The sequence below is a fragment of the Archaeoglobus neptunius genome (assembly GCF_016757965.1).
Taxonomy (GTDB): domain Archaea; phylum Halobacteriota; class Archaeoglobi; order Archaeoglobales; family Archaeoglobaceae; genus Archaeoglobus; species Archaeoglobus neptunius.
On sequence record NZ_JAEKIW010000017.1, the window covers coordinates 1 to 24550 of the forward strand.

Consider the following 24550-nt stretch of genomic DNA (forward strand, 5'->3'; position numbering starts at 1 on the left):
CACTTCCCGTGGCGATCTGCTGTGAAGCTGATGAAATCTGCTGCATGCCGGCATTCATCTGATTTACGGCCTCATTCGCTTCTCTGACCTGCTCTGCGGTTTCTTTCATATCCTCCGCCAGTCTTCTAACTATCTCGTTCAGTCTCTCAGCAAACTCGTTGAAAATGTCGAAGGTTTCTCCAAACTCATCATCCCTTAACTTCTCAAGCCTGACGCTCAAATTGCCGCCCTGCAACTCTTTAATACCGCTACTCAGTATGTTGAGACACTTGCTGGTATATGCAAGCATTTCTTCTATTTCTTTCTCCTTCTCCTTGATTTCCGTGAGGTCTTCTATTGTTTCAACCACTCCCAGAACCTCTCCGTTTTCATCGCGCAGCGGTGCTGCTGTCGCCCTGACGTAGGCATTTCTTCCGTTCCTGAACTTCACCCATGTCGTCACAACGTAGGCACCATCAATGACATCCGACTTCTCAACCGTATCGTATAGTCCGTGGGCATTGTCCGGATTGTCGAGAACGAGATCCGCAAGTACAGGTCTTTCTTCATCGTAGAACGGATACCACTGCTTGTTTGTCCCTATTACCTCCTCAGCCTTCACCCCGCTCAATTCCTCACAGGCTCTGTTCCAGTACCTCACTCTGTGGCTGGCATCGATTACGAATGTCCCAACCGGAAGCCTGTTGATAATCTCCTGAAGCTCCTTCTCCTTCCTCTTCACTTCGCTGACATCCTTCAGGAAAACCACCGCACCGTCGAGTTTTCCATCTATCCACCTGGGTGAAACGCTGACGAGAACCGGTTTTTTGCCATTTGCAGTTCTGATCGTGGCCTCCACATCAAGTACAGCCTCCCCTGCTTCCATTGCCTCAACTGTGGCTCTGCAGACCTGACATTCCTCTTCAAGCTTGAAAAGCTCCTTCGCTCTCTTTCCAAGAGCAAACTCCTCAGTATATCCCGTGAGCTTTTCAGCCTGCTTGCTCCATGCCACGATCCTCCTCTCGTTATCGATGACGTAGAAGGCGTCCGGCATTCCCGCCATTATTGCCTCGATCTCCGACACCGTATTCTTCAACGCCTTTTCTTTCTCTTTAAGTTCGCTTATGTCGTAAAACACCTCAATGTAGCCAGCAAAATCATCTCCAACGTAAACAGGATAGACTGACGTTGACGCAACAAAATCTCTGCCATCCTTCGCCACTAGCCTGAGTTCAACGTTCTCGATCCGTTTCCTGTTCTTTATCGCATCCACAAGCTTTCTGGCATTTTCCATGTAATCCTCGTGTATTACTGCAATGTCTGTTGGCCTCAACCCGACTATCTCGTCAGCGCTCTCCAGCCCTGCAAGTTTTGCGGCGTTGTTGTTGCCGAATTTAATCAGTCCATCCTCTCCAACGAAGATCACATAGGTTGGCAGATTCTTGAAAACCTCCTTTACAAGCTCATACGCCCTCTTCGCCTCCTCTTCCTTCCTCTTCTGCTCGGTTATATCGATAAAGAAGTCGACCATTCCTGCGAACTCTCCATCAACATAGATCGGTGCGCAGGATGTAAGTATCGGCATCGATTTGCCCGTCTTGACCTCCAGAAACCCCTCTTTTCCTTCAATTTTCATTTTATTTTCAAACGCCAGCTCTACAAAGGTTTTCCCTCCCGCAGCAAGATTTCTGGCAACCTCAGAGGGCCTCCTTCCTATCAGATCGGAAACGTCTCCCCCATAGATCTCAGCAGCGTACTCGTTAATGTATTCTATGACGCCATCCCTGTTCAGAAACAGTACAAACGCCGGTCTGGGAATCTGCCTTATCAGCTCGCTTATAAATTTCCTTGTTCTCTCAAGCTCTCTTTCTTTTTCCGCCAGCAGTGCCTTCAACCTCTCTATCTCACTCTTCTCCTCCCTGCAATCCCCCCTCTTTGCCGTGTTTTCCATGAGCATCCTCAATCTTTGAACCACCTCTTCATTCCCCAGAGTAGATAAAAGCTGATTCAGCTCCTCATTCATACCACCACCATTAGTTGATGGTCGAAAATAAAAAATAAAATTTTCTCTATAAAGTAAAATTTCTGATGAGAAACTGCAAAAGTGAAATGACAGGATAATATATACTTAACACAAAATTAAATATTATCGTAGTATAATTTTTCAAACATTTCTTTCGATTTCAGTTCAGCTTCCGATAGGCTGTCCAGTACAATCTTAATTTTCTCTGCACTCTTCTTTACCATTTCAAATGCCTTATCGGTGTCGATTTCATCTTTGAGTTCGGATACACCAAGTATGATGGACAAGGGATTTCTCAGACGATCCGAAAGATACTGGAAGTGTTCCAGGTTGGCTTTAAGTCTCGAAAGCATTACGTCCATCTCGACCGTAATTTCAAGATTCTCAATAGCCCTTGAAAGAACTGTAACCATATCCTTCAGAATTTGAATTGTTTCCTCATTTGCATCCTTTAGGAAGATGTAAGCAGCAGCTTTGTTCGAGACTGGAATGGATAGAAGAAGTTTATGATCCACATCCTCACATTCGCAGTGCTCGGCATTCACGACGCTGAAAACCTTGGGGGTGTAATTCAGATACCTGCATTTCAGCACGTTTTCGTTCATCCTGTAATGTTCTCCGCTTTCATCCGTGACGATGACGCCGGTGCATTCGTCACTTTCAATTACAAGATCACAGAAATACTTTATCATCTTTTCCCGGTTTCTGAACATCCAGACGTTGCTCGAGAACGTAAACGCATTAAAAAGAAGTTCGTTGATCCGCCTTAGCTCTTCATCACTCATCCTCTCCCACCTGCTAGAGCCTTAAACCTCTGTATTGTCTCCTGAAGTTCCCTTTCAAGCTCCTCGGCCGAGAACTTCTGTCCCTTAAGGTCCCTCAGAAGATCGATTTCCTCCTCTTCCTTGACCTCAACTTCCTTTGCAATGCTCGAGATAAGATCATCTTCCTCATCAAACTCAACCTCATCAACCTCCTCCTGCTCGAAATCATCATCTTCATCGGTGTCTTCGAGTTTCACCTCCTCACCAATATCCTCAAAATCCATATCCAGGTCCGAATTCAGATCTGGAAGGTCGGGTACATCTGGAAGCTTTTCTTCGCTATTTTCCACTGGCTTTATCGTGCTTGCAGTCTCCATCTCCTCGAGAAGATTGTCATCGATCTGCACCGTTTTAACGGCATCGTCCAGCGGAACAACCTTTTCCTCAGCCTGACCCTCCCTCTTGCTCACGCCCGCACCAACAACCTCTTCGAGTTCTCTATCAACCTCCTTTATTTTCTCCTCAATCTCCTTCTTTCTCGCTATCTTCGGCACTTTCAATCTCTTCAGCATGTCACCTCCCACCCTATCGTTGAGATACGGCAGTGCCAGAACGATTGCTGCAAAAACAATACCGATCACCAGCTCAATCATATCCTCACCTCCTCACGTCTCCACAAAAGAGGGCAAACTAAACGCCCATTTGACAACTGGCGGAACAACAAGCATTAAAATTCCGGATAAAATCAGGAAAATTGCTGCATAGTAAAGGTAAAGGTATTTTCCTCCACCCTTAACGATGTTTGCGGAAAGGGTGTTGGCGATGGTCAGGGAAACAATTATCATAAGCGAGTACTGGTTGAGAAGATCGACGGGTATTCCCGAGAATATCCCTATGTTCAATCCCTGCAATCCACCGGGTATTTTGTTGAACACCTCCCCTGTATCCACACCTCCAAGCTGGGTTGTGAAAAGATTTGAGATGTAGTCCGAGAATATGGCAAGTATCTGAGTTATGAACAGGATAAGGGAAACCATAGCGAGATGGAGCGGAATTATTAGATTCACGAATCCCGAGGATATTAGATCCCTCTTCAACCTCAGCAGAACCATCTCCAGGTTTGATGATGATACTATCTCTCCAACAACGTCAGCATCACCACCCAGATCGGTAGCATCCACAAATATTGCCGTCAGCTTGGAGATCAGGTAACTCCCGCTTTCACCGACGAACCTCTCCCAGGAAATTCTTGGATCCAGACCCATTGAAAGCCTCCTGTAAAGCTGCAACACGAGTTCTTTAAGCTCGCCGAGATTCTTCTGATCTATTCTGCTCAACGCCTCGGCCACGGAAACCCCGGCACCAGCTTTTATCGCACCCAGACTTCGGATGAATGCTGTGAAAGCCTCATCCCTTTTGCTGATCTTCACATCGTCAACCCTCGCCAGATAGCCAATCGGCAGGATTAAAATCCCCGCTAGAATGAATCCCAGTCCTCTGTAATCACCTCCGGGCAGCAATCCGAGATTCAGAATTCCCGTTTTGAGATTAAACACTGTTGGCAGGATTGAAATGAAAGCAACCATCATTACAGCGATTGGAAGCAGTACAGGAGCTAATCGGGAGATTGCCACCTGCTCTTTTGATTTGATTTTCATGTCATGAACCTTTCTGTCCTTGGGAACGGCTTTGAAGAGCATGAAAACTCCAAACAGGGCTATCACGAAGTTTCCGAATGCAGAAGTGATCAGTGTTGCAGATGGATCCCCGACACTGTAGATGACGACGGAGAGCAAAACCACAACAGATATCAGCGATGCCGAGACAAGAAGGGATGTGTAAGCGTCACTCCACTTTCTCAGACTTTCAAGGTTTCGCTCGTATTCATCCTTTCTTACTGTTTTGAATGTTTTCCACTCCCTTTCGAGAAACTCATCATCCGGTTCTCCTGCTGCTATTGCATTTGAAAGCCTGTTGAACAGCTTTTTCAGTCTCTCATGCCTGATCTTCTCTGCAACCAGCTCACAGGCTGTGGCATAGTCGTAATGCCATTTCTGAGTCAGGTCCTTGACCTTTCTGAAATACTCGCTGGGGGCGTACTCTTCCTTCTCGGAAACCATCTCAAATATCTTGTCTCTGCTGAGATTCGCTGTTGACAGCGAGGCCATGTAGGTAAGAGTAAAAAGAAGGTCATTGTCCATTAACAGCTCTTTTCCCCTGCTTTTTAATGCGTCAGAAATTCTACCAAGCTTTCCGAAACCAACGGAGATCTTCGGTGCCCTTGCAGTTTTGAACTCCATCTCAATCACCTAAACCTTAATGCTCAGCAACCCACTCTTGTATATCTTCGATATCGACTTGAATAACTCATAGAAATCCGTGACCCCCTGTTCATGGAGCTTTTTGAGTATTCTGGCCCTTTTTTCAACCTCCTCGTAGATTAACCTCTTCTTGTTTGGTGGGATACCAAGTCTCGTTGCGATCTTCTGCTCCAAAAGATATGAGCTCCCGAATCCAGTGAATACATGCGTATCTGTAACAGGATCCCACTGAAAAACCTCGATGAATGATACTCCTCCCTTTTGCGGGTTATAACCGACGATTTCGCTAACACTGAGAACTCTCCTGACGAGCTTACCGTCGGGTCTCCTCACTGCACTCTGAATGACAACGAAGTTCAGGTTGTCTATGAATGTCTTTGGCACACTTATCGGTTCGGTTGTCAATCTCTGAATTAGCTTCTCAACGGTTGCTGCATGGAATGTAGACATCACAGGGTGGCCCGTCTGCATGGCCTGAAACGCAATGTTGCCCTCAACACCTCTGATCTCACCAACCAGGATGTAGTTCGGCCTCTGTCTCAATGCAGCCTTCAGCAGATCGAACATTGTAACATCACTCCCTCCCCCCTCACCAATCCCGCCAGCTCTTGTGGAACCCCTTGTAACTTCTCTCGTCCAGTTCCTGTGCGGAACCTGCAGTTCAGGTGTGTCCTCAATAGAAACCACCTTCGCCTCCGGCCTGATGAATGCCGTAATCGCATTGAGAAGTGTGGTTTTACCACTTGCTGTCTCACCACAGATGAACCCGCTCATGCCTTCGCTGATCAGCAGCCAGAGATAGCCGGCGATCATGTAGTCCAGAGAACCAAACTCTATCAGTTGCAGAACGCTGAACGGTGTTTCGTTGAACTTTCTGATTGTGAAGTTGCTACCGTTCTTGCTTATGTCGTTTCCAAAGACGATGTTAATTCTGCTTCCGTCCGGCAGGGTGGCATCAACTATTGGATCCTTGTAAGTCACGGGCTTTCCTATTCTCTCCGCCAGCCTTATTATGAACTTGTTGAGAGTTTCCTCATCCCTGAACTCTATAACGCTCTTCAACCCCTTGAATATCTTGTGCTCAACAAAAATCGGACCCAAACCGCTGCAGGAAATGTCCTCGATGTACTTGTCTCTAATATAGGGCTCAAGGACACCCAGTCCAACCTTGTCCCTGATCAAGGCATACTCCAGCGCCTTGTACTGCTGCGCTGTTACCTTTATCTTGTCTCTGAATCCATTTTTACTGTTCCTGAAGAATCCCAGTTTTAGCCTGGGCAGTAGCCTCAGTTCGCCCCTGCTGTCCTCCATGAAAGATTCGCTGCCATCAGTGATCTCACAGACCTCTTTCAAAGCCTCTTTAAGAATCCTTATCTTCTCCTCATTGTCCTCCGGATCAAAGTCAATGTCCGTAATGTAGTCAACGAGCCTTATCTCGACTTCCTTCATCAGCTCGTCAACTCCAGTCAATAGTGTTGGCTCGATGGGGATGTAGAAGTTCCTCATATCGTTCTTGTCCGGGTAGACGTGGATGTATATCTGCTCATCCGCCGGGTAGATCAGATTCGGTCTGTCCAGATCGCCATGTTTCTTCCTGTCAAGCTTCGGGGCAAATTTTGGTATTCCGATTTTGTCGAGGGGGAGAATATGGAGGTACTCAAGAAGATGGAGATTCTTCTCGACTTCCTTTTTCATCCTGTCGGGAAGCAGTTTGTAGATACCACAGGTTGCAATGTTGGAATGGTCATGTTCTTCCTCCAGTGCCCTTGGTTTGAAGGGAAAGTTGGCCACAACTCCCTGTTTCATCCCCTTCGGCTTAAAGCTGAACTCCAGCTTATCGACGGCCATATTCTCCCCCTCCTCATAATTACAATTACTACTATTAACTTACTTACCGGCTCACCTTTGATATACTTTACTACGCTCTCGCCTCCGAGACAGGTATTATCTTAAGCCCGAATCCCGGATGGACCTCAAAGCTGACAATATTGCCTGTAGTCTTTCTTGCCCCTCTTATCTTGGAAACTTCGAGCACGCTCACGTATCTATCCCCCACCTGCTCCTTTCTGAGAAAGAGGTGACAGTCGCATGCTGACCTTATCCTGACAAGGGTGTCTTCCTTGAACGCATGCTGGTGCAGTGTAATCAGGATGGTCTTTCCGTTGTCGCATAGATTTTTGAGCTTGGTCAGAAACTCCAGAACGTCATCCTCGGTAGAGTAGGTTGTGAACATCGTCAGAGAGTCGATAATGGCGATATTTTCCCTGATGCTTCTGATGTGATTCGCAACAAGATTCAGTATACTCCTCATCTGCTCGGTGCTCCAGTCCATACCCTCAAGATGAACGGGAAAAACTCTGAGATATCCCCAGGCGTAGAAATCCGAAACGTCAAGACTGAGAGACTCCATCTGTCTCAGAAAGCTCTTTATCGTGTTTTCCGTGGTGTAATATGCGATGTTATGCCCGTTTACCAGCCCTCCATAAACGAACTGCTGGCAGAGAACGCTCTTGCCTGTATCGTTCTCACCCTCAATAAGTGTCAGCGAACCGAGGGGAATTCCCCCACCAAGTCTCTTATCTATCTCCGTGTTTCCACTTGAAAGAATGCTCTTTTTCTTTTCCTCCTCCAGTTCCATCAGACTTTCAACCATCCAATCACCTCCTTATGGAACTGCAAAATCAAAACTGTCACAAACGGCATTTGGTGTGCAGATCAGCAGGACGTAACTGCCGTTTGCAAGCGGCTGCGTGAGGGTGGATTCCATCCTGGCGATCTCATGTGGATCAAATATGCCCGGATTGATCAGCTCCTTGACCACAGTATAGCTGGTAGAATTGAGGTAAAACGCCACCATCTCGCCAGTATCGGTTTTACCGTAGAGTATTGCATCAAATTCCAGGAAGTTCGGATATTTCACCTCTCCCGTGTTCTTGAAGTACGCTGTAACGGTTCCTGTTGAACTGTCGTAGGTTACGTTGAGGATGCTCATATCACTTCTGAGCTTCTTGACTGCCATCTGTACCGCCTCCTTGTAACTCTCAATTGAATACTCAGCAATGGTTGTGGATCCGGCAAGGAAAGTGTACGCCACTGCCACGATTATTGCTGTGGCCATTATGGCCGCAACGACCGTGTCAAAGCCCATCTGCATCACCACGAGAAGTAATCGGTGGCTTTAACCCCGTTGTAAAGAACGAAGGTCAGAAGGTACTCGTCCTGTGGCATCTGGCTTGCATTTATGTTTTCAATGGAAAACCTCAGGGTCTCACCCTTTTCCCAGTAGTTGTCTCCATCACCGTTCTCTATTGCAAACGATACTCCGGGATCCGATGGTGTAAAGTGCAGGTAAGCCGAATTCGAGGTTAAGAATATGTCGCTCATCCGAATCAGGTCTGTGTCAAGCTTCGTGTTGCCGGTATTTTTCACCCAGAAGTAAACGTTTACGGTCGTTGATGTGTTGGTAACCTTAACGAAAATTATATCCATGTCCGTCTCAACTCTCTCGTTGAGATTCCCGGAGACGGATGTGTAGGAGTGAGCTAAATCCTTAACAGCGGGCAAAATAACCATAACGGCAGCGGTAACCGCTATTACTGTTGCTATCATCAGAATCGATGTGGATATCACCTCCCTTGCCATTGTTATACCTCAGCGCAGCCGCTCTCACGGCCTCACAGCCTCTTATCCAGTATCAGGCTCAGCAGCTTTGAATCCATGCTTGTATCTTCGGGATTCATCAGCTTGTGAAGTCTGTAAAGTTCCAGGATAATGTCCTCGAATCCATCGTTCAGTGCTATGAGCTCCGCAACCTTCGTCACAAAATCCCTTGATTCTTCAGAGATATATCCTGCAGACTCGAAGATCTCGAGCATCAGTCGCAGCGAATCCACAGTGTACTTCTCAAGCATCCCCTTAACCCACTGCATGAGATTGAACAGTGTAACAATGTCATATTTTGTGAATACCATCTCCCTTTTCGCAACTGCTTTCTCCCCCAGAGGCTGTGCCTTTTCTTTAACGCTATATACCTGTTCTGCCACAATATCACCCTCTTCTTCGGGCATCACCTCCACACTTTTATCAAAATCCTCCTCTTCCACAACTCCTTCAACCCCCTCATTCTCCTCCTGTTCTGCCTTCTCCTCATGAGGGGGCTCGGGAATTTGAGCAGGAATGACCTGAACCTGCTGTACAGGTGGCTGGTGCATTGTGGGTAACGCACCTTCTGCAAGGTTCTGGAGATTCTGAAACGGGTTTTCGATGTTGTTCAGTGTCTCTCTCAAATCAAGCAGTAACTTCTTTACAGATCCCTTAAGAACGTCGAGTTCCTTTTCCAGCTTGTCTATTCTGCTCTCTGGTGTGTCGGCTTCCGCACTTGCAAGAATCTCATCAATCGCTGCCTGATCGACCTCCATGGGATCACCTCTAAAAAATAAAATTAAAAAAATTCGAAACTACCTGATCAGCACCATCACACTGTCGATGCTCGGTGGAGCCTTGAGCTCGATCGGATAGCTTGCACCTATGGGTGGTTTAACTTCAACCACAAAGTCATCATTGGGGTTGATATTGAAGCTGCTGAGATCAACCTTAACTTCTGCCTTCTCAAACTCCTCAAGGTAGTTGTCAGGATTGCTTCCCTGCAGGCTGTAGATCCAGGTCACCTTGTAGTGGCTGGAATCTGCAGTGGTAGTGCTGTACTTGAACTCCTGATAGCTTCCATCTGCCGGCACGAGAACCGTTATAACAGTTTTGTTCAGATCGATTGGCTGTCCACCGGCAGCAAGCTGCAGTGTGAACGTGACGCTCGTAAGCTTGTTCTGTGTGGTGTTGCCTGTTGCAACAACACTGCCCACAAGCTCCATGCTGCTCGTGGCCTGCTTGACTCCAGTATGCACAGTCTCCTGACCCTTCTGGGTTGCGAAGAATCCTGCCCCAAGCAGCACGTAGCTGAACACCGCCGCAACTGTGACGAAGGCTATCAGCACGATTGCCGCCTCAAGGCCCGTGAAACCCTTCATGTCCTTACCAAATCTCTTCCACACCATGCGCATCACCTCAGATATAGGTTAAGTTTGTGAAGCTTGGTGGCAGAGTCTTGGTTATCGCCAGCGGTGCACCGATGGGCGGGCGGACTTCAATCGTAACCTGGTCATTCGGATTGAGGGTGCCAATATCGTTGCTCCAGTCCGTCAGGGTAACGTTTATCACTATCTTGTACTTTTCATTCGGCTCAACAACGTTGTCACCATCACCAATTGTATTGACATACCACCACGGACAGTTTGCGCCACCCGAACCGGGTGTGCATGCAGTTTCATTGTAAAATATCTGCTTGTATCCGCTGCTTGTGGTTATTGCTATTGACGTCTTGTTGAGGTCAACCGGAGATCCACCAGCCGTCTGCGTTACGTAGAAGTAAACCTCACCCACCTGTCCATTAGACCCGGTGCTTCCCCCTTTTGCACTGGTACAGTCCAGATAGATGTACTGCCCGTCCAGTGTAAGACTGCTTGAAGCCTGTTTTACTCCGGTGTCAACGACCTTCTTTGACTTCTGTGTGGTGTAGAAACCGGCTCCCAGCATGACGTAGCTGAACACCGCTGCTACCACAACGAACGCTATCAGCACGATCGCTGCTTCAAGTCCGGTGAAACCCTTTTCGTCACTTCTTATTTTCAAAACTCCTCTCCTCATGCCATCACCCCACACTTCCTCAAAATTTCCTGATAGATAGACAATATTTAAACGTTTTTCTATATGTTGAAATTTCTTTTTTCTAAGTTGAAATTTCCTTTATGAAATTTCAAAAATGCAACCTGTCAAGCTCGTAGTGGACAATGGTTATGCACTGCTCCGCCATCAAAGAGAGGGGCGAAACTTTCACAGTTTTAGCTGACATCTCCATAACAATCCTTTCGATGTCTTCATGAAGTCCGGTGTGGTCCCCCAGAACAAAAAGGGGGTTTTTCAGTGACGGAACCACTTCCCGTATATCCTCCCCATCCTCTCTCAGGTAGTACACCGAATAATCTCCTGAAAGTTCACGGAGCAACTCAGCAGGACTTTTCCTTGCCACGTACACACCTGAATGCACCTTAACCCATTCCTCACCGCATTCAACGCCAAGGGCCTTCCTCAGATGCCCCGCCACGTTTCTCTCATCCGGTGACATTCTTTTAACACTCCCACCATCAATCCTCACGACTTTTGGTGGATCCGGCTCACCTAGAAGCAGCAAAAACACGTTTACATTCCTCCTTATGCCGTGAGAGATGAACAGGGACTGAGAAACGCATCTGCAGAGTACATCCATTCTTCCAGCCCCGGGAATGTCGTTCAGGCTGAAGGGTTTTGTCCACGCCCTGTTTCCGACGACGAGAAACGCCCTTTTCATACTTCACCCCACCAGAATGAAATATGCAAGGTAGAGCAGAACCAAGATGCCAGCAACCCTCTTCACCGTTCTGAAATTCGAGACGACAAATCTTTCTCCTGCCTTGAAAATGATCGAAATTGTGAGAGACATGCCGAGGCCATATGAGAGCATTACGTACGGGTTTCCCGAAATCAGAGCCTGAGATAGCGCAATACCGGCAAACGGAAGTATGCAGGGAAGCCATACAAATGCGAGTAGAAATCCAAAAAGAAAGGATGGAACAGTAGAGAGATTTTTCGAAAATTTCGATGTTAGCCTTGAAACAAGAGACGATAATTTCAGTTCAACATCCTCGCTCAACAGAGAAACGGCAAACAGAAGCATGAAAACATAGGCCACAACTCTCAAGCCAGAAACAGCAGAGAATACCATTCCTGCCAGTACCATGCTCAGAGTTAAACCAATAACTATAAGAGCTGCATTGAGCGGTTTTCCCCTCGATCCTGCAAAAATAAGCGGGATTATGGGAAGTACGCACGGTGAGAATACAGACACCACGCCCAAGGCGAAGGCCATTACAAGTTCAAACATAAAAATAGAAAAGGAGGCTGGAATTTAAAACTTCAGCGCCTGTAAACTTCTCCAATGTCAAGCTCGATTTTCTCACTTATCAGATCCACAACTTCCCCGATGACAGCGAGTAACCTGTTATAAGACTCTATAAATCTGACAACGCTTTCTCTCGCATTAAGCTTTGACTGCAACTCTGTCAACTCACCCAGCAGATCCTGATCATACTCACCCGAAAGCTGCTTTGTTACAAAATCCTGCTGTTTCTGCTGAAACTCAACAAGCAGCTCCTGAGCAACTTCATCCTCCTTTAGAAGCTGCTCCATTTCAACAAACTCCTTATACTCTCCAAGCTCTCTTATGCTTTCAGCCAGCTCAATTGCCTTGGTTTTCACACCTTCATCCAACATTCAAATCACCTTTTTTAATTTCCAGCACTCTTTTTCAGGACTATATTAATGTTTTGCATATTCAGGAAAAAAATCGAAAAACTGGCTACTCCAGTAAAATTCTGATAATCGCAATCGTTGATTCTCTGGCAATGTCCGGTACACTGCCACCTCCAAGGACAACTACGAGTTTATCATTGCAGAGTTCAGCGAGTTTTTTCAGCTTAACCGCCGTTTTCCGGTAATCCTCCACGGTCAGACCCACATCTCCATACTCACCGACATGCGTATCATGGCCGAAGTACCAGAATATCAGCTCAGGTTCAAATGTAGCAGCCATATCGCAAAATACATCCACCGCCTCGTGGTAAGTACGGGAGAAATAGCTCATATCGATCTTCAGCCCATCGTCTGAACGGCAATCACTGCTGCAGATGCAGAAATGCAGGACGTTGAGACCCATAGTTTCCAGTAGCTGCCTTGTACCATCACCATGGTGAGCGTCGGTATCGATAACCGCAACTTTCACCTCTCCAAATCCATCGTAAAGGTTCTGTATGGCCAGAATTACATCGTTGAAGCAGCAGTATCCCCAAAAGTAATCCCTTCCGGCATGATGTCCCCCGGCACCTATGTAGCAGAAGGCGTTCCTCAACCTTCCAGTATAGACCATCTCCGCAGCCTTTACAACACCGCCCGCCGAATGCCAGGCAGTGGAGCAAAGAGGGTCGTTCTCCACTTCTCTGACATGCCCATCCGTGTGAACCTTCAGAACCAGTTTCTCATCAACCCGTGGTGATTCAAAAAGCCTGAAGTTTGGATGCCTGATCTCTTCAAAAGCCCCCGGAAAATCCTTAAGTCTGGTTCCAGCAGTCAGATAGCTTCTTCTGCTAAAAGAGGGGTGATAAAAAACACCCGTTAGCATAAAAATTTAAGAAGACTTCAGCTCGGGGAAGTCCTCATAGAAGTACTCGTGCTCGCCTCTCTCCTCCTTCTTCCTCTTTTCCTCTTCGATCTGTCTCAGCTCAATTCTCCTGATTTTACCGCTGATTGTCTTTGGAAGCTCCGGAACAAACTCTATAATTCTGGGTATCTTGTATCTTGCCAGAATCTTCTTGCAGTGCTGGAACAGCTCCAGTGCCAGGTCTCTTGATGGCTCATAGCCCGGTGCCAGTATTACAAAGGCCTTGACAAGCTGATACCTTATCGGATGCGGGCTTCCGACGACAGCAGCCTCTGCTACAGCAGGGTGCTCAATCAAAGCGCTTTCAACCTCGAATGGTCCAACACGGTAGTCAGAGGTCTTGATAACATCATCAGCCCTTCCAACGAACCACCAGTATCCTTTCTCATCGAAGAATGCTTTATCTCCTGTGTAGTAGTACTTGCCAACAAAGACCTTTGCCGTCTTCTCAGGATCGCCCATGTACTCCTTGAACAGCCCGATGGGCCTCCACCTGTCAAGCTTAACGACGATGTGTCCAACCTCATTCGGCTTTGTTATCTCATTCCCCTCGTCATCGACAAGGGTTATGTCATACATAAACGTCGGCCTGCCAAAAGACCCGGGAATTACCTTTCCACCCTTATACCACGGCGGGTTCCCTATCATCGCAGTGCTTTCGGTCTGCCCGTAGAAGTCTCTGATCTCGGTTTCGGTGTACTTCATCCACTGGTCGTAGAGCTCTGGATTGAGCGGTTCCCCGGCACTTACAACATCTCTCAAAGCTGAATAATCGTATTTTCCGATGTCGGCAAACATGAAAAGCCTCCAGGCTGTCGGTGGTGCGCACAGGGTGTTGACCCTGAACTCTGAGACGGCCTGCAGGTACAGATCTCCATCAAGTCTCGTGTAGTAGAATCCTGTTGCCGTTGCGCCAACGGTCAGCGGAGGGAAGAACGAACTCCACGCATACTTTGCCCATCCGGGAGCACTCAAGTTGTGATGCACATCTCCCGGCTGAACGTTGATTATGCTGGCTGTAATGAGGTGTCCAACCGGATAGGACGTGGCCGTGTGAGCAACTCTCTTCGGCAATCCGGTTGTACCGGAAGTGAAGAAGCTGAAAATCACATCATCATATTTCGTTTTCGCAGCCTCAGCATCGGACGACTCCCTGCTCAGTGAGTCGTAACTCTCCCATCCATCCCTGTCGCCGATAACGATCTTTACCTTTGGCTCAACTCCAACGTTGTTCAAAGCCTCGTCAATTGACTGTGCAGACTTTTCATCTGCCATCACTGCAACAGGTGGATAAACCTTAAATCTGTACTCAAGATCTCTAACAGTCATCGTAGTTGCGGTTGGAACGCCGATAAATCCGCCCTTTACCGTTGCGTAGGTGGCAAACCAGATTTCCGGAAACAGCGGAATCATCATGTAGAAGCTGTCTCCCTTATTCACCCCATGTCCTCTCAGGAAGTTAACGATTTTATTCCCCTCAGCCGCAAACTGGCTGTAGGTAAACTCCTTCTTCTCTCCAGTTTCAATGTTGGACCATATCAGCGCCTTCTGATCTCCTCTTTCCTTTACATGTATTCCCTCAAACACCTCCTCAGCCCAGTTAAAGTACTCTGGAAGCTGCATGGTATTCAGCTTATCAAAAAATTGTTTCATCGCATTTTCCTTCGTCTCATCGTCTGGCAATTTTGTGTTCTCTATAAATTCCCTATATATATTTTCCAGCCCCATAACGACACCAACCTGTACACAACGTTTAATCACTATTGTTTTGCGTGGTATTTAAGAATTTTGAAATGAAATGGATTAATGGAAAAGTTTTAAGTCTTTAGAATGAACCAACTATCAATGACGACGATCGATGAAAAGAGGAAGGAGTGGGAGGAAAAATGCCTTAAACCATGGCTCCAGAAGGCCGGACAGAGGGAAGAGAAGTTCGAAACTCTGTCTGGAATTGAGGTAAAAACTGTCTACGATCCTGCGGACATTGAGCATATAGATTTTATCAGGGACATTGCCTATCCCGGAGAGTTTCCCTACACCCGCGGAGTGTATCCAAACATGTACAGGGGAAGGTTCTGGACGATGAGACAGTTCTCAGGCTTTGGAACTGCTGAAGATACGAACAGAAGATGGAAGATGCTTCTTGAGGAGGGCGAAACAGGTCTGAGTACAGCCTTCGATTTTCCAACACTGATGGGTGTTGACAGTGATGACCCGCTTGCAGATGGCGAGGTGGGCAAGGTTGGCGTTGCGATTGATACCCTCAAGGACTTCGAAATTCTGTTTGATGGTATCCCTCTGGATCAGGTTTCGACATCTTTCACAATCAACCCACCTGCAGGAATTATTCTGGCCATGTACGTTGCCATTGCAGAGAAGCAGGGAGTGCCAAAGGAGAAAATAAGAGGTACGATTCAGAACGACATGCTCAAGGAGTTTCATGCCCAGAACACACTGGTGTTACCACCCGAACCTTCAATAAAGATAATTGTGGATATTTTTGAATGGGGTATCGAGAACGTCCCCAAATTCAACCTAATAAGCATTTCGGGATACCATATAAGGGAAGCTGGGTCAACAGCGGTACAGGAGCTCGCATTCACGATTGCAGACGGAATGGCCTACGTTGAGGCAGCAATGGAGAGGGGAATTGATGTGGATCGCCTTGCCCCACAGCTCAGCTTCTTTTTCAACTCGCACAATGACTTTTTCGAGGAGATCGCAAAGTTCAGGGCGGCAAGAAGAATGTGGGCGAAGATAATGAGGGACGAATACGGAGCGAAGAATCCGAGATCATGGTGGCTGAAGTTCCACACCCAAACCGCTGGATGTTCGCTTACAGCTCAACAACCACTGAACAACGTTGTAAGGACAACAATACAGGCCATGGCTGCGGTTCTTGGTGGCACACAATCCCTTCATACGAACAGCTTTGATGAGGCCTGGGCTTTACCGAGCGAGGAGGCGGTGAGGGTGGCTTTGAGAACTCAGCAGATAATCGCTTACGAAAGCGGCATTCCAAACGTTGTTGATCCGCTTGCGGGCAGCTACTATGTCGAATGGCTCACGGACAAGATGGAGAGGCTTGCCTGGAAGTACATCGAGGACATAAGAAAAATGGGTGACGGCAGCATGCTAAGAGGAGTGCTAAGAGGAATCGAGAACGGATTTTTCGTGAGGGAGATTTCGGATGCTGCAGCGAGATACCAGAGAGAAATTGAGGAAGGAAAGAGAGTGGTCGTGGGCGTTAACAAATTCACGATTGATGAAGAGCTCAAAATTCCCATTCTGAAGGTCGATCCGGAAGTTCAGAGGAGGCAGATTGAAAGATTGAGGAAAGTTAAGGCAGAGAGGGACAATGAAGCAGTCAGGGAGGCCCTTGAGTGGCTGAGAAGTGCCGCAGAGAATAATGAGAACGTGATGTTCCCTATAATGGAGGCTGTAAAATCATACGCAACAATTGGAGAAATAATGGGTGTGCTTAAGGACGTGTACGGCACCTACAAGAAGCCAATAATAATCTGAGGTGATTCAATGGAAAAGAAGATCAGGGTTCTGGTTGCGAAGGTAGGGCTTGATGGGCACGACAGGGGGGCGAAGGTTCTGGCGAGATTTCTGAGGGACTCGGGTTTTGAGGTGATCTACACCGGGCTGCATCGAACCCCTCAAGAGGTTGCGATGGCCGCAGTGGATGAGGACGTTGATGTTATCGGGATTAGTCTGCACAGCGGAGCTCACCTCGCCCTGGTGCCCAAGGTTATCAGATACATACGTGAATACGGAGGCAATCCTGACGAGATGCTGATTCTTGTGGGTGGGGTGATACCAACGGACGACATTGGGGAACTCAAGAAAATGGGTGTTGATGAGGTTTTCATCCCCGGCACCCCCATATCCCAGATTGTTGAATTCATAAAAACAGAATTGCCCAAGAAGAGGATGAAAAATGAGAGTTGACGAGCTTGTTGAGGGTATACTCTCCGGTAACAGAAGAGCTCTGGCAAGAGCGATAACATACGTTGAGAACGAGTATCCGGAATCAAAGGAGATAATGAAAAAGATTTTCGCAAATACCGGCAGAGCCCAGATCGTTGGGCTCACCGGATTCCCCGGTGTTGGCAAGAGTACCCTCGTGAGCAAGCTTACCGAGGAGTTCAGGAGAAGAGGAAAAAAGGTCGGGATAATAGCCATAGACCCCGGTTCTCCCTTCACAGGCGGAGCACTACTTGGGGACAGGCTCAGACTTGACGGAATGGACTCAAGAAAGCCCCTCTGGACCGATCCCGGAGTTTTCTTCAGGAGCATGAGCTCGAGAGGCAGAGCTGGAGGGCTTGCTGCAAAGACGGGAGATGTCGTCAGGCTTCTCGACGCATTCGGCTTTGATGTGATTCTTGTCGAAACCGTGGGTGCTGGACAGAGTGAGGTTGACATTATAGAGGTTGCAGATACATCAGTTGTTGTTATGATGCCAGAAACCGGCGATGAAATTCAGGTGAACAAGGCCGGAATTCTTGAGATCGGTGATGTTTACGTTGTGAATAAAGCAGACCTCGGAGGGGCGGAAAAGGTGGAAAGGTGGCTCAAGTACATGCTGTCTCTGGATGAGGAGAGTGTTCAGATGCTCTCGCAGATGACACATGCAGACGAGGCCAGAGTTGCAAGCGGGGAGTTCTTTGAAAGGAGGAAGGGGTGGACTCCTCCTGTCATAAAAACCGTGGCTGACAAGGGAGAAGGAATAGCGGAGCTTGCAGATGCCATTGAAAAGCATTTTGACTATATGAAAAATACCGGCCTTATAGAGAAGAGAAGAAAGGAGAGAATCAAAAGGGAACTGTTCGAGATCGTTACGGGTGATATATTAAAGCTCGTCAAAGAGAGGACAAACTACAGGGACGTCATAAACTCTCTTTTGAAAAACGAACTCGATCCTTACACGGCTGCAGGCAAAATAGTTGAGGAGGTGCTTTGCAGTGCGAAAAAAGGATGACAGCAAGACAGTTACGGCTGATGGCAGAGTCGTGAGCAAGGATTCGAATCTTGCCTGGTATGTCGGGACGATCGATGAGGTCAATGCATTCATCGGTCTCGCCAAGGTTTTTTCAAGATCCGGAGACGTGAAAGAGCTTCTGGAAGAGATACAGAGAAGGATGTTTGTTGTTGGTGCAGAGTACGCCAAAAAGGGTTTGGACAAAGAAGACTACGAGTGGCTCCTGAAGAAGGTTGAAGAATTTGAAAAAACTGTTGAAATGCCAAAAAGCTTCGTCATACTCGAAAAAGATGAGTGCACAGCATTTCTCAGCGTAGCCCGGACAGTTGTTAGAAGGGCAGAAAGGATAGCCGTAAGGCTGTACAGAGAGGGGCTGATAGGTATTAACACCGTTGAGTGGCTTAACAAGCTCAATTACCTGCTTTACCTCATGATTCTGAGAGAAGGTGGAGAATTTGAGAAAATTTGAGGAGGTGTTACCTTGAGGGACGTTGCGGTTTTGGGAGTTGGGATGACAAAGTTTGGTAAGCATCCTGACAGATCTCTTGTTGATCTGTTTGCAGAGGCATTTTTTGAGGCTTTTGAGGACTCCAACATCGAGCTCAAAGATATTCAGGCTCTGTACTACGGAAACTTTGTTGGTGAGATGACCGACGGATCTGGAAACCTCTCAGGTTTCATGGCCGATGAAATAGGGCTCAGGGGTATTCCGGCGATAAGGTACGAGGGGGCGTGTGCTTCTTCGAGTGTTGCCTTCAGAGAGGCTGTAAGGGCTGTGGCCGCCGGATACTACGACATAGTGGTTGTGGGTGGAAGTGAGAGACTTTATACCGCCGGAACTGAAATCGGCACGAGGGCTCTGGCAACTGCAGTTGATGGGGTTTACGAGATAACCGCCGGCCTGACGTTTCCCGGAGTTTTTGCTCTGGCAGCAAGGCTGTACTCCAAAACCTACGAGATACCGCTTCAGGAGCTTAGAGAGATGATGGCAATGGTCTCGGTGAAAAACCACCGATACGGTGCGATAAACCCAAAAGCCCAGTTCTTCGGAAAGCTGGGTGATCTCAAGGTCGAAGACGTGCTTAACTCCAGAATGATAAGCTCCCCTCTCACCCTCCTTGACTGCTGCCCGATGACTGACGGCGGGAGTGCAGCCATTATTGCCGCAGCGGACATTGCAGAAGATCTGGTTGATACGCCGATCTATGTGAGAGGAACAGGGCAATCATCCGCCGGAGGACTTTTCAGGCAGAAAGAAGATATAATCAAGGCTGTACCCAGAAGGAAAGCTTCACAGATGGCCTTCAGGGAGGCCGGGATGACTCCAAAGGATATAGACTTCGTTGAGATACACGACTGCTTCACCATAGCAGAAATAATCGCAACCGAAGCCATGGGGTTCTTTGAATACGGGCAGGGATGCTACGCAGTTAGAGATGGTGTGACGGGCATTGACGGAGAGCTGCCGGTAAACCCTGACGGTGGACTGATCGGAAAGGGTCATCCGGTAGGAGCTACTGGAGTTTCGCAGGTTTACTCGGTTGTGAAGCAGCTCAGAGGTGAGTTCAAAGAAAACCCCGTGAAGAACGCTGAAACCGGAATGACCGATACACTGGGTGGAGATTTTGGAACTCTGGTCAATATAATCCTGAGTATACACAGGAGGTGATTTCATGAGGTTTGTTGATTTCTTCAACGCTCTTCTTGAAGGAAAGCTAATCGGACAGAAGTGCAGGGATTGTGGCAGCTATACCTGCCCTCCCAAAGCGACGTGCGATAACTGCGGGAGCAGAAATCTCGAGGAGGTTGTGCTGAGTGGCAAGGGCAGAATAGCAACCTTCACAACCACCTACGTCGCTCCATCCGGATACACCGATGAGGCACCCTACACGGTTGCCATGGTGGAGCTCGATGAAGGTCCATGGATTGTGGGGAGAATCGACTTGCCGGCGGATGAGGTAGAGAGGGCTGGACAGGAACTGATAGGAGCCAGAGTATCCGTTTACGGTAAGGAATATGCCACCGAGCCGTTCTATCCAAACAAGGAGAGGAGAGTTGTTCCAATGTTCAGAATAGAGAGGTGATTTCGTGGACTTTGAGCTGGATGAAGATTACAGAATTCTCCAGCAGGCGGTGAGGGAGTTTGCTGAGAAGGAAATAATGCCCTACGGTCAGGAGTACGATGAGAAAAAGGAGTACCCGCTGGACATTTTCAGGAAGGCCGCCAAGCTTGGCTATGTAGGGGCAAGTGTACCTGAAGAGTATGGCGGAGCGGGGATGGGGTGTCTGGCAGAGGCAATAATCAGTGAGGAGCTTACGAGGGCTGACAGCAGCATAGGATCAGCCATAGACCTCGCCGTACTTGGTGTTCCGATGATTCTGAGATTTGGTACTGAAGAGCAGAAGGAAAGGTACGTACCTCCTGTTGTGAAGGGTGAGAGACCCTCTGCAATCGCAATAACTGAACCCGACTGCGGGACGGACGTGGCTGCGATGAGAACAAGAGCTGTAAGAGATGGGGGATGGTGGGTTATCAACGGATCCAAGACCTTCATAACCAACGGCAGTGTTGCCGGGCACACAATTGTAGTGGCAAAAACCGCAGAGACCGATCCCCCCCACAGGGGAATATCCGCTTTCATAGTCGAGACCAGCAGTGAGGGTTACGAGGCGAGGAGAATCGAGAAAATGGGGCTGAACTGCCATGATACGGCGGAGTTAACTCTGAAAAACGTCAGAGTTCCTGCTGAAAACCTGCTGGGAAAGGAGAACAGAGGATTCTATCAGCTTATGGAGTTTTTCAACGAAAGCAGAGTCAAGATTGCCGCTCTGCACCTCGGAATGGCTGTTGGAGCGTACGAAAGGGCACTGGAATATGCCAAACAGCGAAAAGCGTTCGGAAAACCTCTGATCGAGCATCAGGCAATTCAGTTCAAGCTTGCAGACATGTGGAAGGACATAGAGGCTGCAAGACTTCTCGTATACAGAGCTGCATGGATGATAGATAAAGAAAAACCATCTCCACCGCTTAGTTCTGCGGCGAAGCTCTTTGCAAGTGAGGCTGCGGTGAGAATAACATACGAAGCTTTGCAGATATTCGGTGGCTACGGCTACAGCAAGGAGTACGACATAGAGAGGTACTACAGGGATGCCAGAGTGGGGACTATATACGAGGGAACGAGTGAGGCACAGAGAATAGTCATAGCCAGGAGTTTGATGGGAAAGGTCAGAAAGTAGCTCATTTTATTTTCTCATTAAGATTTTTAAAGCGACTAAATGTTGCGTATTTATGAACCTTGACAGATCAAAAAAACTCTATGAGGAGGCATTAAATCTCCTTCCAGGCGGGGTCAGCAGTCCTGTGAGGGCTTTCAAACCTCATCCGTTTTACACTGCGAGGGCTGAGGGATCGAAAATCTACGATGTTGATGGCAACACCTTTATAGACTACTGCATGGCCTATGGCCCGCTGATTCTAGGTCACGGTAATCAGGAGGTAAGAGAGAGGATAATAGACCAGCTCAAAAGCGGGTGGCTGTACGGAACGCCGGTAGAACTGGAGATAAAGTATGCAAAGCTCATCCGGAAGTACTATCCCTCAATCGAGATGCTCAGATTCGTGAATACCGGTAGCGAAGCTACGATGGCGGCTCTGAGGGCTGCGAGAGGTTTTACCGGTAGAGACAAGATCGTGAAAATTGATGGAAGCTTTCACGGGGCGCACGATGCGGTTCTCGTTAAGGCGGGGAGTGGGGCCACAACCCACGGTGTTCCCAATTCAGCAGGGGTTCCCGCCGAGTTCGTCAGAAACACACTGCAGGTCCCCTTTAACAATGTAGAATCACTGGTTGATGTTCTGGAGAAAAACAGGGATGTTGCAGCCCTGATTCTGGAGCCTGTAATGGGTAACTCATCCCTGATACTTCCGGAAAAGGGGTATCTCAAAGAAATAAGAAAAATTACAGCAGAAAATGACGTTCTCCTCATCTTCGATGAAGTCATAACGGGCTTCAGGGTTTCGATGGGTGGAGCGCAGCAGTACTACGGCATTAAGCCGGATTTAACAACTCTGGGCAAAATTGCAGGTGGTGGATTGCCAATAGGAATTTTTGGAGGCAGGAAAGAAATTATGGAGAGAGTCGCTCCTTCAGGGGATGTTTATCAGGCCGGAACATTCAGTGGAAACCCGTTAAGTCTGATCGCCGGTTACACCACGGTCAAGATTCTGGAAAAGAAGGGTGTACTTGAAAGCGTTAACAGAATGACCGAAAAACTGGCTGCAGGAATAGAAGACGTGCTGAAAGACAGGGGCGAAGACTGCGAGATTGCCAGCATAGCCTCGATGTTCTGCATCTACTTCGGCGATCGGCCGAAAAATTACGAAGAGGCATTACGGCTGGACAGAGACAGGTACATGGAGTTCTTCTGGAAGATGCTGAAAAATGGTGTTTTTCTGCCACCCTCCCAGTATGAGACGTGCTTTGTGAGCTACGCCCACAGTGATGAGGACGTTCAAAAGACCGTTGAAGCGGTGAGCAGATCCATATGAAGTTGATCGTTGGTACCAGAGGAAGCAAGCTGGCTCTGGCCCAGACGAACAAGGTTGTCGAGCAACTTAAAGACCGGTACGAGGTTGAGGTCAGAGTGATCAGAACGTCAGGGGACATAATGAAGGATAAACCCCTCTACGAGTTCAAAGGTGTAGGGGCATTCGTTAGAGCGTTGGACATGGCTCTGGCGGAGGGTGAAATTGATCTGGCGGTTCACAGCTTCAAGGATGTGCCCAGCCAGAGAGTCAGTGGGACGGTTGTGGCAGCGGTTCTCAGGCGCGACTCACCATGCGATGTTCTGATTTCCAAAAACGGAGAGAGACTTGAGGAGCTGAAAAAGGGAGCAATCGTTGGTACTTCGAGCCTCAGAAGGAGAGCACAGCTCAAAAGACTTAGAGGAGACCTGAAGTTCGAGAATCTCAGGGGGAATCTGGATACAAGGCTGAGGAAGCTGAAGGAGGAGAACTACGATGCAATAGTCGTGGCAGAGGCCGGTTTGAAAAGACTCGGACTGGATGAAGAATTGGAATACCAGAGATTTGATCCACACGTTGTCGTTCCTCCGGCAAATCAGGGGATTATCGCCATAGCAACGAGAGAGGGTGAGGAAAAGCTTGTTTCACATCTTAATGACAATAGAACGTGGCTTGAAGCAATGGTGGAAAGGGCTGTAATAAAGGAGCTCGGAGTTGGCTGCGCCGTCCCTGTTGGGGTTTACGCTGAGGTGGGAAGCAGAGTGAGGCTGGTTTGCGAGATTCTTGACAGAAAATACACGAGGGTTGAGGAGGAGCTTTCAAAATCCGCAGCGGTTGAGGAGGCAGCAGAAATCGGAAGGATGCTGAAAAGAGATATTTATGACGGGTAAGGTTTACATCGTCGGTGCTGGCCCAGGAAGGAAGGATCTGCTTACCCTGAGGGCATACGAGCTGATAAAAAAGGCTGACGTGATTCTTCACGATGCACTGATAGGAGATGTTGCCGATATTCTCCGGGAGAGCAGAGCTGAGATCATCAACGTCGGGAAGAGAAGTGGAAAGCACAGAAAAACGCAGGAAGAGATCAACCAGATGCTCGTGGAGTACGCAAAGCAGGGCAAGATCGTGGTGAGGCTGAAGGGAGGTGACCCATGTGTTTTTGGAAGGGGAGGTGAGGAGGCTGAGGTTCTCGCGATAAACGGTATTCCATTTGAGTTCGTTCCCGGAATTACTTCTGCCGTCGCCGTTCCAGAGTCTGTCGGAATTCCGGTAACCCACCGCCGCTACGATCCGGCAGTCGTGTTCATAACCGGACGGGAGAGCAGAGAGAGGTTGAACTGGGAGGCTCTGGCAAGGCTAAACGCAACAATAGTCGTTCTTATGGGTGTTGGGAGAGTCGGAGAGATATCGAGACTGCTGATCAAGCATGGAAAGGATCCGAATACGCCTGTAGCTGTGATTGAGAGAGGTTTATCCGATAAACAGCGAGTTTTGATCGTAACACTTGAAAAGCTTCCCAATAAGGTGAAAGAAGAAAAAATAAAAGCACCTGCCGTCATTGTGATTGGTGGTGTGGTGGAGCTCTTTGGAGTTCTGGGAGGGGCAGTCAAAATTTAGGGTTTTGCTGATCCATCAGGCTGCTATTT

General features: G+C 48.0%; 26 protein-coding genes. 10 read left to right on the forward strand and 16 right to left on the reverse strand.

Annotated elements, in window-relative coordinates; translation table 11 throughout:
* The 16 genes from JFQ59_RS11775 to JFQ59_RS11850 form a co-directional block, all read right to left on the reverse strand.
* Nucleotides 1–2002: methyl-accepting chemotaxis protein (locus JFQ59_RS11775; protein WP_202320704.1), on the reverse strand; the 2002-nt coding region annotated here is incomplete at its 3' end.
* 116 nt (nt 2003–2118) lie between these two features.
* Nucleotides 2119–2787: a hypothetical protein gene (locus tag JFQ59_RS11780; protein ID WP_202320705.1), complete on the reverse strand. Its 669-nt coding sequence runs from the start codon at nt 2785–2787 to the stop codon at nt 2119–2121.
* The gene (locus JFQ59_RS11785; protein ID WP_202320706.1) at nt 2784–3419 is read right to left on the reverse strand and encodes a hypothetical protein; all 636 of its coding nucleotides are present in this window, start codon (nt 3417–3419) and stop codon (nt 2784–2786) included. Before JFQ59_RS11785 ends, JFQ59_RS11780 begins: the two co-directional genes overlap by 4 nt.
* Before the next feature lie 12 nt (nt 3420–3431).
* The gene (flaJ, locus tag JFQ59_RS11790; protein ID WP_202320707.1) at nt 3432–5066 is read right to left on the reverse strand and encodes an archaellar assembly protein FlaJ; all 1635 of its coding nucleotides are present in this window, start codon (nt 5064–5066) and stop codon (nt 3432–3434) included.
* A 9-nt stretch (nt 5067–5075) separates the two neighbouring features.
* Entirely contained in the window at nt 5076–6935 is a 1860-nt protein-coding gene (locus JFQ59_RS11795; RefSeq protein WP_202320708.1) for a type II/IV secretion system ATPase subunit, read from the reverse strand.
* Between the two features lie 70 nt (nt 6936–7005).
* The gene (locus tag JFQ59_RS11800) at nt 7006–7740 is read right to left on the reverse strand and encodes an ATPase domain-containing protein (protein WP_202320709.1); all 735 of its coding nucleotides are present in this window, start codon (nt 7738–7740) and stop codon (nt 7006–7008) included.
* A 12-nt stretch (nt 7741–7752) separates the two neighbouring features.
* Nucleotides 7753–8235 (reverse strand): hypothetical protein, encoded by a 483-nt coding sequence (locus JFQ59_RS11805; protein WP_230972498.1) that lies wholly within the window; start codon nt 8233–8235, stop codon nt 7753–7755.
* Nucleotides 8236–8240: 5 nt separating this feature from the next.
* The gene (locus JFQ59_RS11810; RefSeq protein ID WP_202320711.1) at nt 8241–8729 is read right to left on the reverse strand and encodes a flagellin; all 489 of its coding nucleotides are present in this window, start codon (nt 8727–8729) and stop codon (nt 8241–8243) included.
* A 32-nt stretch (nt 8730–8761) separates the two neighbouring features.
* Nucleotides 8762–9505 (reverse strand): hypothetical protein, encoded by a 744-nt coding sequence (locus tag JFQ59_RS11815; RefSeq protein WP_202320712.1) that lies wholly within the window; start codon nt 9503–9505, stop codon nt 8762–8764.
* Nucleotides 9506–9544: 39 nt separating this feature from the next.
* A complete protein-coding gene (locus tag JFQ59_RS11820; RefSeq protein WP_230972499.1) occupies nt 9545–10138 on the reverse strand; it encodes an archaellin/type IV pilin N-terminal domain-containing protein in 594 nt (197 codons plus the stop codon).
* 10 nt (nt 10139–10148) lie between these two features.
* Nucleotides 10149–10787, reverse strand: a complete 639-nt coding sequence (locus JFQ59_RS11825) for an archaellin/type IV pilin N-terminal domain-containing protein (protein ID WP_202320713.1) — start codon at nt 10785–10787, stop codon at nt 10149–10151.
* Nucleotides 10788–10896: 109 nt separating this feature from the next.
* Nucleotides 10897–11487, reverse strand: coding sequence for a tRNA (pseudouridine(54)-N(1))-methyltransferase TrmY (gene trmY / locus JFQ59_RS11830; protein ID WP_202320714.1), 591 nt, complete (start codon nt 11485–11487; stop codon nt 10897–10899).
* Between the two features lie 3 nt (nt 11488–11490).
* Nucleotides 11491–12060, reverse strand: a complete 570-nt coding sequence (locus JFQ59_RS11835; protein ID WP_202320715.1) for a cytochrome c biogenesis CcdA family protein — start codon at nt 12058–12060, stop codon at nt 11491–11493.
* Nucleotides 12061–12092: 32 nt separating this feature from the next.
* Nucleotides 12093–12449, reverse strand: coding sequence for a YlbF family regulator (locus JFQ59_RS11840; RefSeq protein WP_202320716.1), 357 nt, complete (start codon nt 12447–12449; stop codon nt 12093–12095).
* A gap of 85 nt (nt 12450–12534) precedes the next feature.
* The gene (locus JFQ59_RS11845) at nt 12535–13353 is read right to left on the reverse strand and encodes an arginase family protein (protein ID WP_202320717.1); all 819 of its coding nucleotides are present in this window, start codon (nt 13351–13353) and stop codon (nt 12535–12537) included.
* 6 nt (nt 13354–13359) lie between these two features.
* The gene (locus tag JFQ59_RS11850; RefSeq protein WP_202320758.1) at nt 13360–15120 is read right to left on the reverse strand and encodes an acyl-CoA synthetase; all 1761 of its coding nucleotides are present in this window, start codon (nt 15118–15120) and stop codon (nt 13360–13362) included.
* A 117-nt stretch (nt 15121–15237) separates the two neighbouring features.
* Here JFQ59_RS11850 and JFQ59_RS11855 point away from each other — a divergent pair, with 117 nt between their 5' ends.
* Genes JFQ59_RS11855 through cobA form a run of 10 tightly spaced genes read left to right on the forward strand, consistent with a single transcriptional unit; the run spans nt 15238 to nt 24521 of the window.
* Nucleotides 15238–16917 (forward strand): methylmalonyl-CoA mutase family protein, encoded by a 1680-nt coding sequence (locus JFQ59_RS11855; RefSeq protein WP_230972501.1) that lies wholly within the window; start codon nt 15238–15240, stop codon nt 16915–16917.
* Between the two features lie 9 nt (nt 16918–16926).
* A complete protein-coding gene (locus JFQ59_RS11860; RefSeq protein ID WP_202320719.1) occupies nt 16927–17349 on the forward strand; it encodes a cobalamin B12-binding domain-containing protein in 423 nt (140 codons plus the stop codon).
* Nucleotides 17339–18379, forward strand: a complete 1041-nt coding sequence (gene meaB, locus JFQ59_RS11865) for a methylmalonyl Co-A mutase-associated GTPase MeaB (RefSeq protein ID WP_202320720.1) — start codon at nt 17339–17341, stop codon at nt 18377–18379. Before JFQ59_RS11860 ends, meaB begins: the two co-directional genes overlap by 11 nt.
* Entirely contained in the window at nt 18363–18848 is a 486-nt protein-coding gene (locus JFQ59_RS11870) for an ATP:cob(I)alamin adenosyltransferase (RefSeq protein ID WP_202320721.1), read from the forward strand. The genes meaB and JFQ59_RS11870 overlap by 17 nt, the downstream gene beginning before the upstream one ends.
* Nucleotides 18849–18860: 12 nt before the next feature.
* Entirely contained in the window at nt 18861–20048 is a 1188-nt protein-coding gene (locus JFQ59_RS11875) for a thiolase C-terminal domain-containing protein (protein ID WP_230972503.1), read from the forward strand.
* Between the two features lie 4 nt (nt 20049–20052).
* Entirely contained in the window at nt 20053–20463 is a 411-nt protein-coding gene (locus JFQ59_RS11880; protein WP_202320722.1) for a Zn-ribbon domain-containing OB-fold protein, read from the forward strand.
* A gap of 4 nt (nt 20464–20467) precedes the next feature.
* Nucleotides 20468–21616 (forward strand): acyl-CoA dehydrogenase family protein, encoded by a 1149-nt coding sequence (locus tag JFQ59_RS11885; protein ID WP_202320723.1) that lies wholly within the window; start codon nt 20468–20470, stop codon nt 21614–21616.
* 52 nt (nt 21617–21668) lie between these two features.
* Entirely contained in the window at nt 21669–22928 is a 1260-nt protein-coding gene (gene hemL, locus JFQ59_RS11890) for a glutamate-1-semialdehyde 2,1-aminomutase (RefSeq protein WP_202320724.1), read from the forward strand.
* Nucleotides 22925–23794 carry a hydroxymethylbilane synthase gene (hemC, locus tag JFQ59_RS11895; RefSeq protein ID WP_202320725.1) on the forward strand — a complete coding sequence of 290 codons (870 nt, stop codon included), beginning with the start codon at nt 22925–22927 and terminating at the stop codon, nt 23792–23794. Before hemL ends, hemC begins: the two co-directional genes overlap by 4 nt.
* Nucleotides 23784–24521 (forward strand): uroporphyrinogen-III C-methyltransferase, encoded by a 738-nt coding sequence (gene cobA / locus JFQ59_RS11900; RefSeq protein WP_202320726.1) that lies wholly within the window; start codon nt 23784–23786, stop codon nt 24519–24521. Before hemC ends, cobA begins: the two co-directional genes overlap by 11 nt.
* Nucleotides 24522–24550 lie beyond the last annotated feature (29 nt).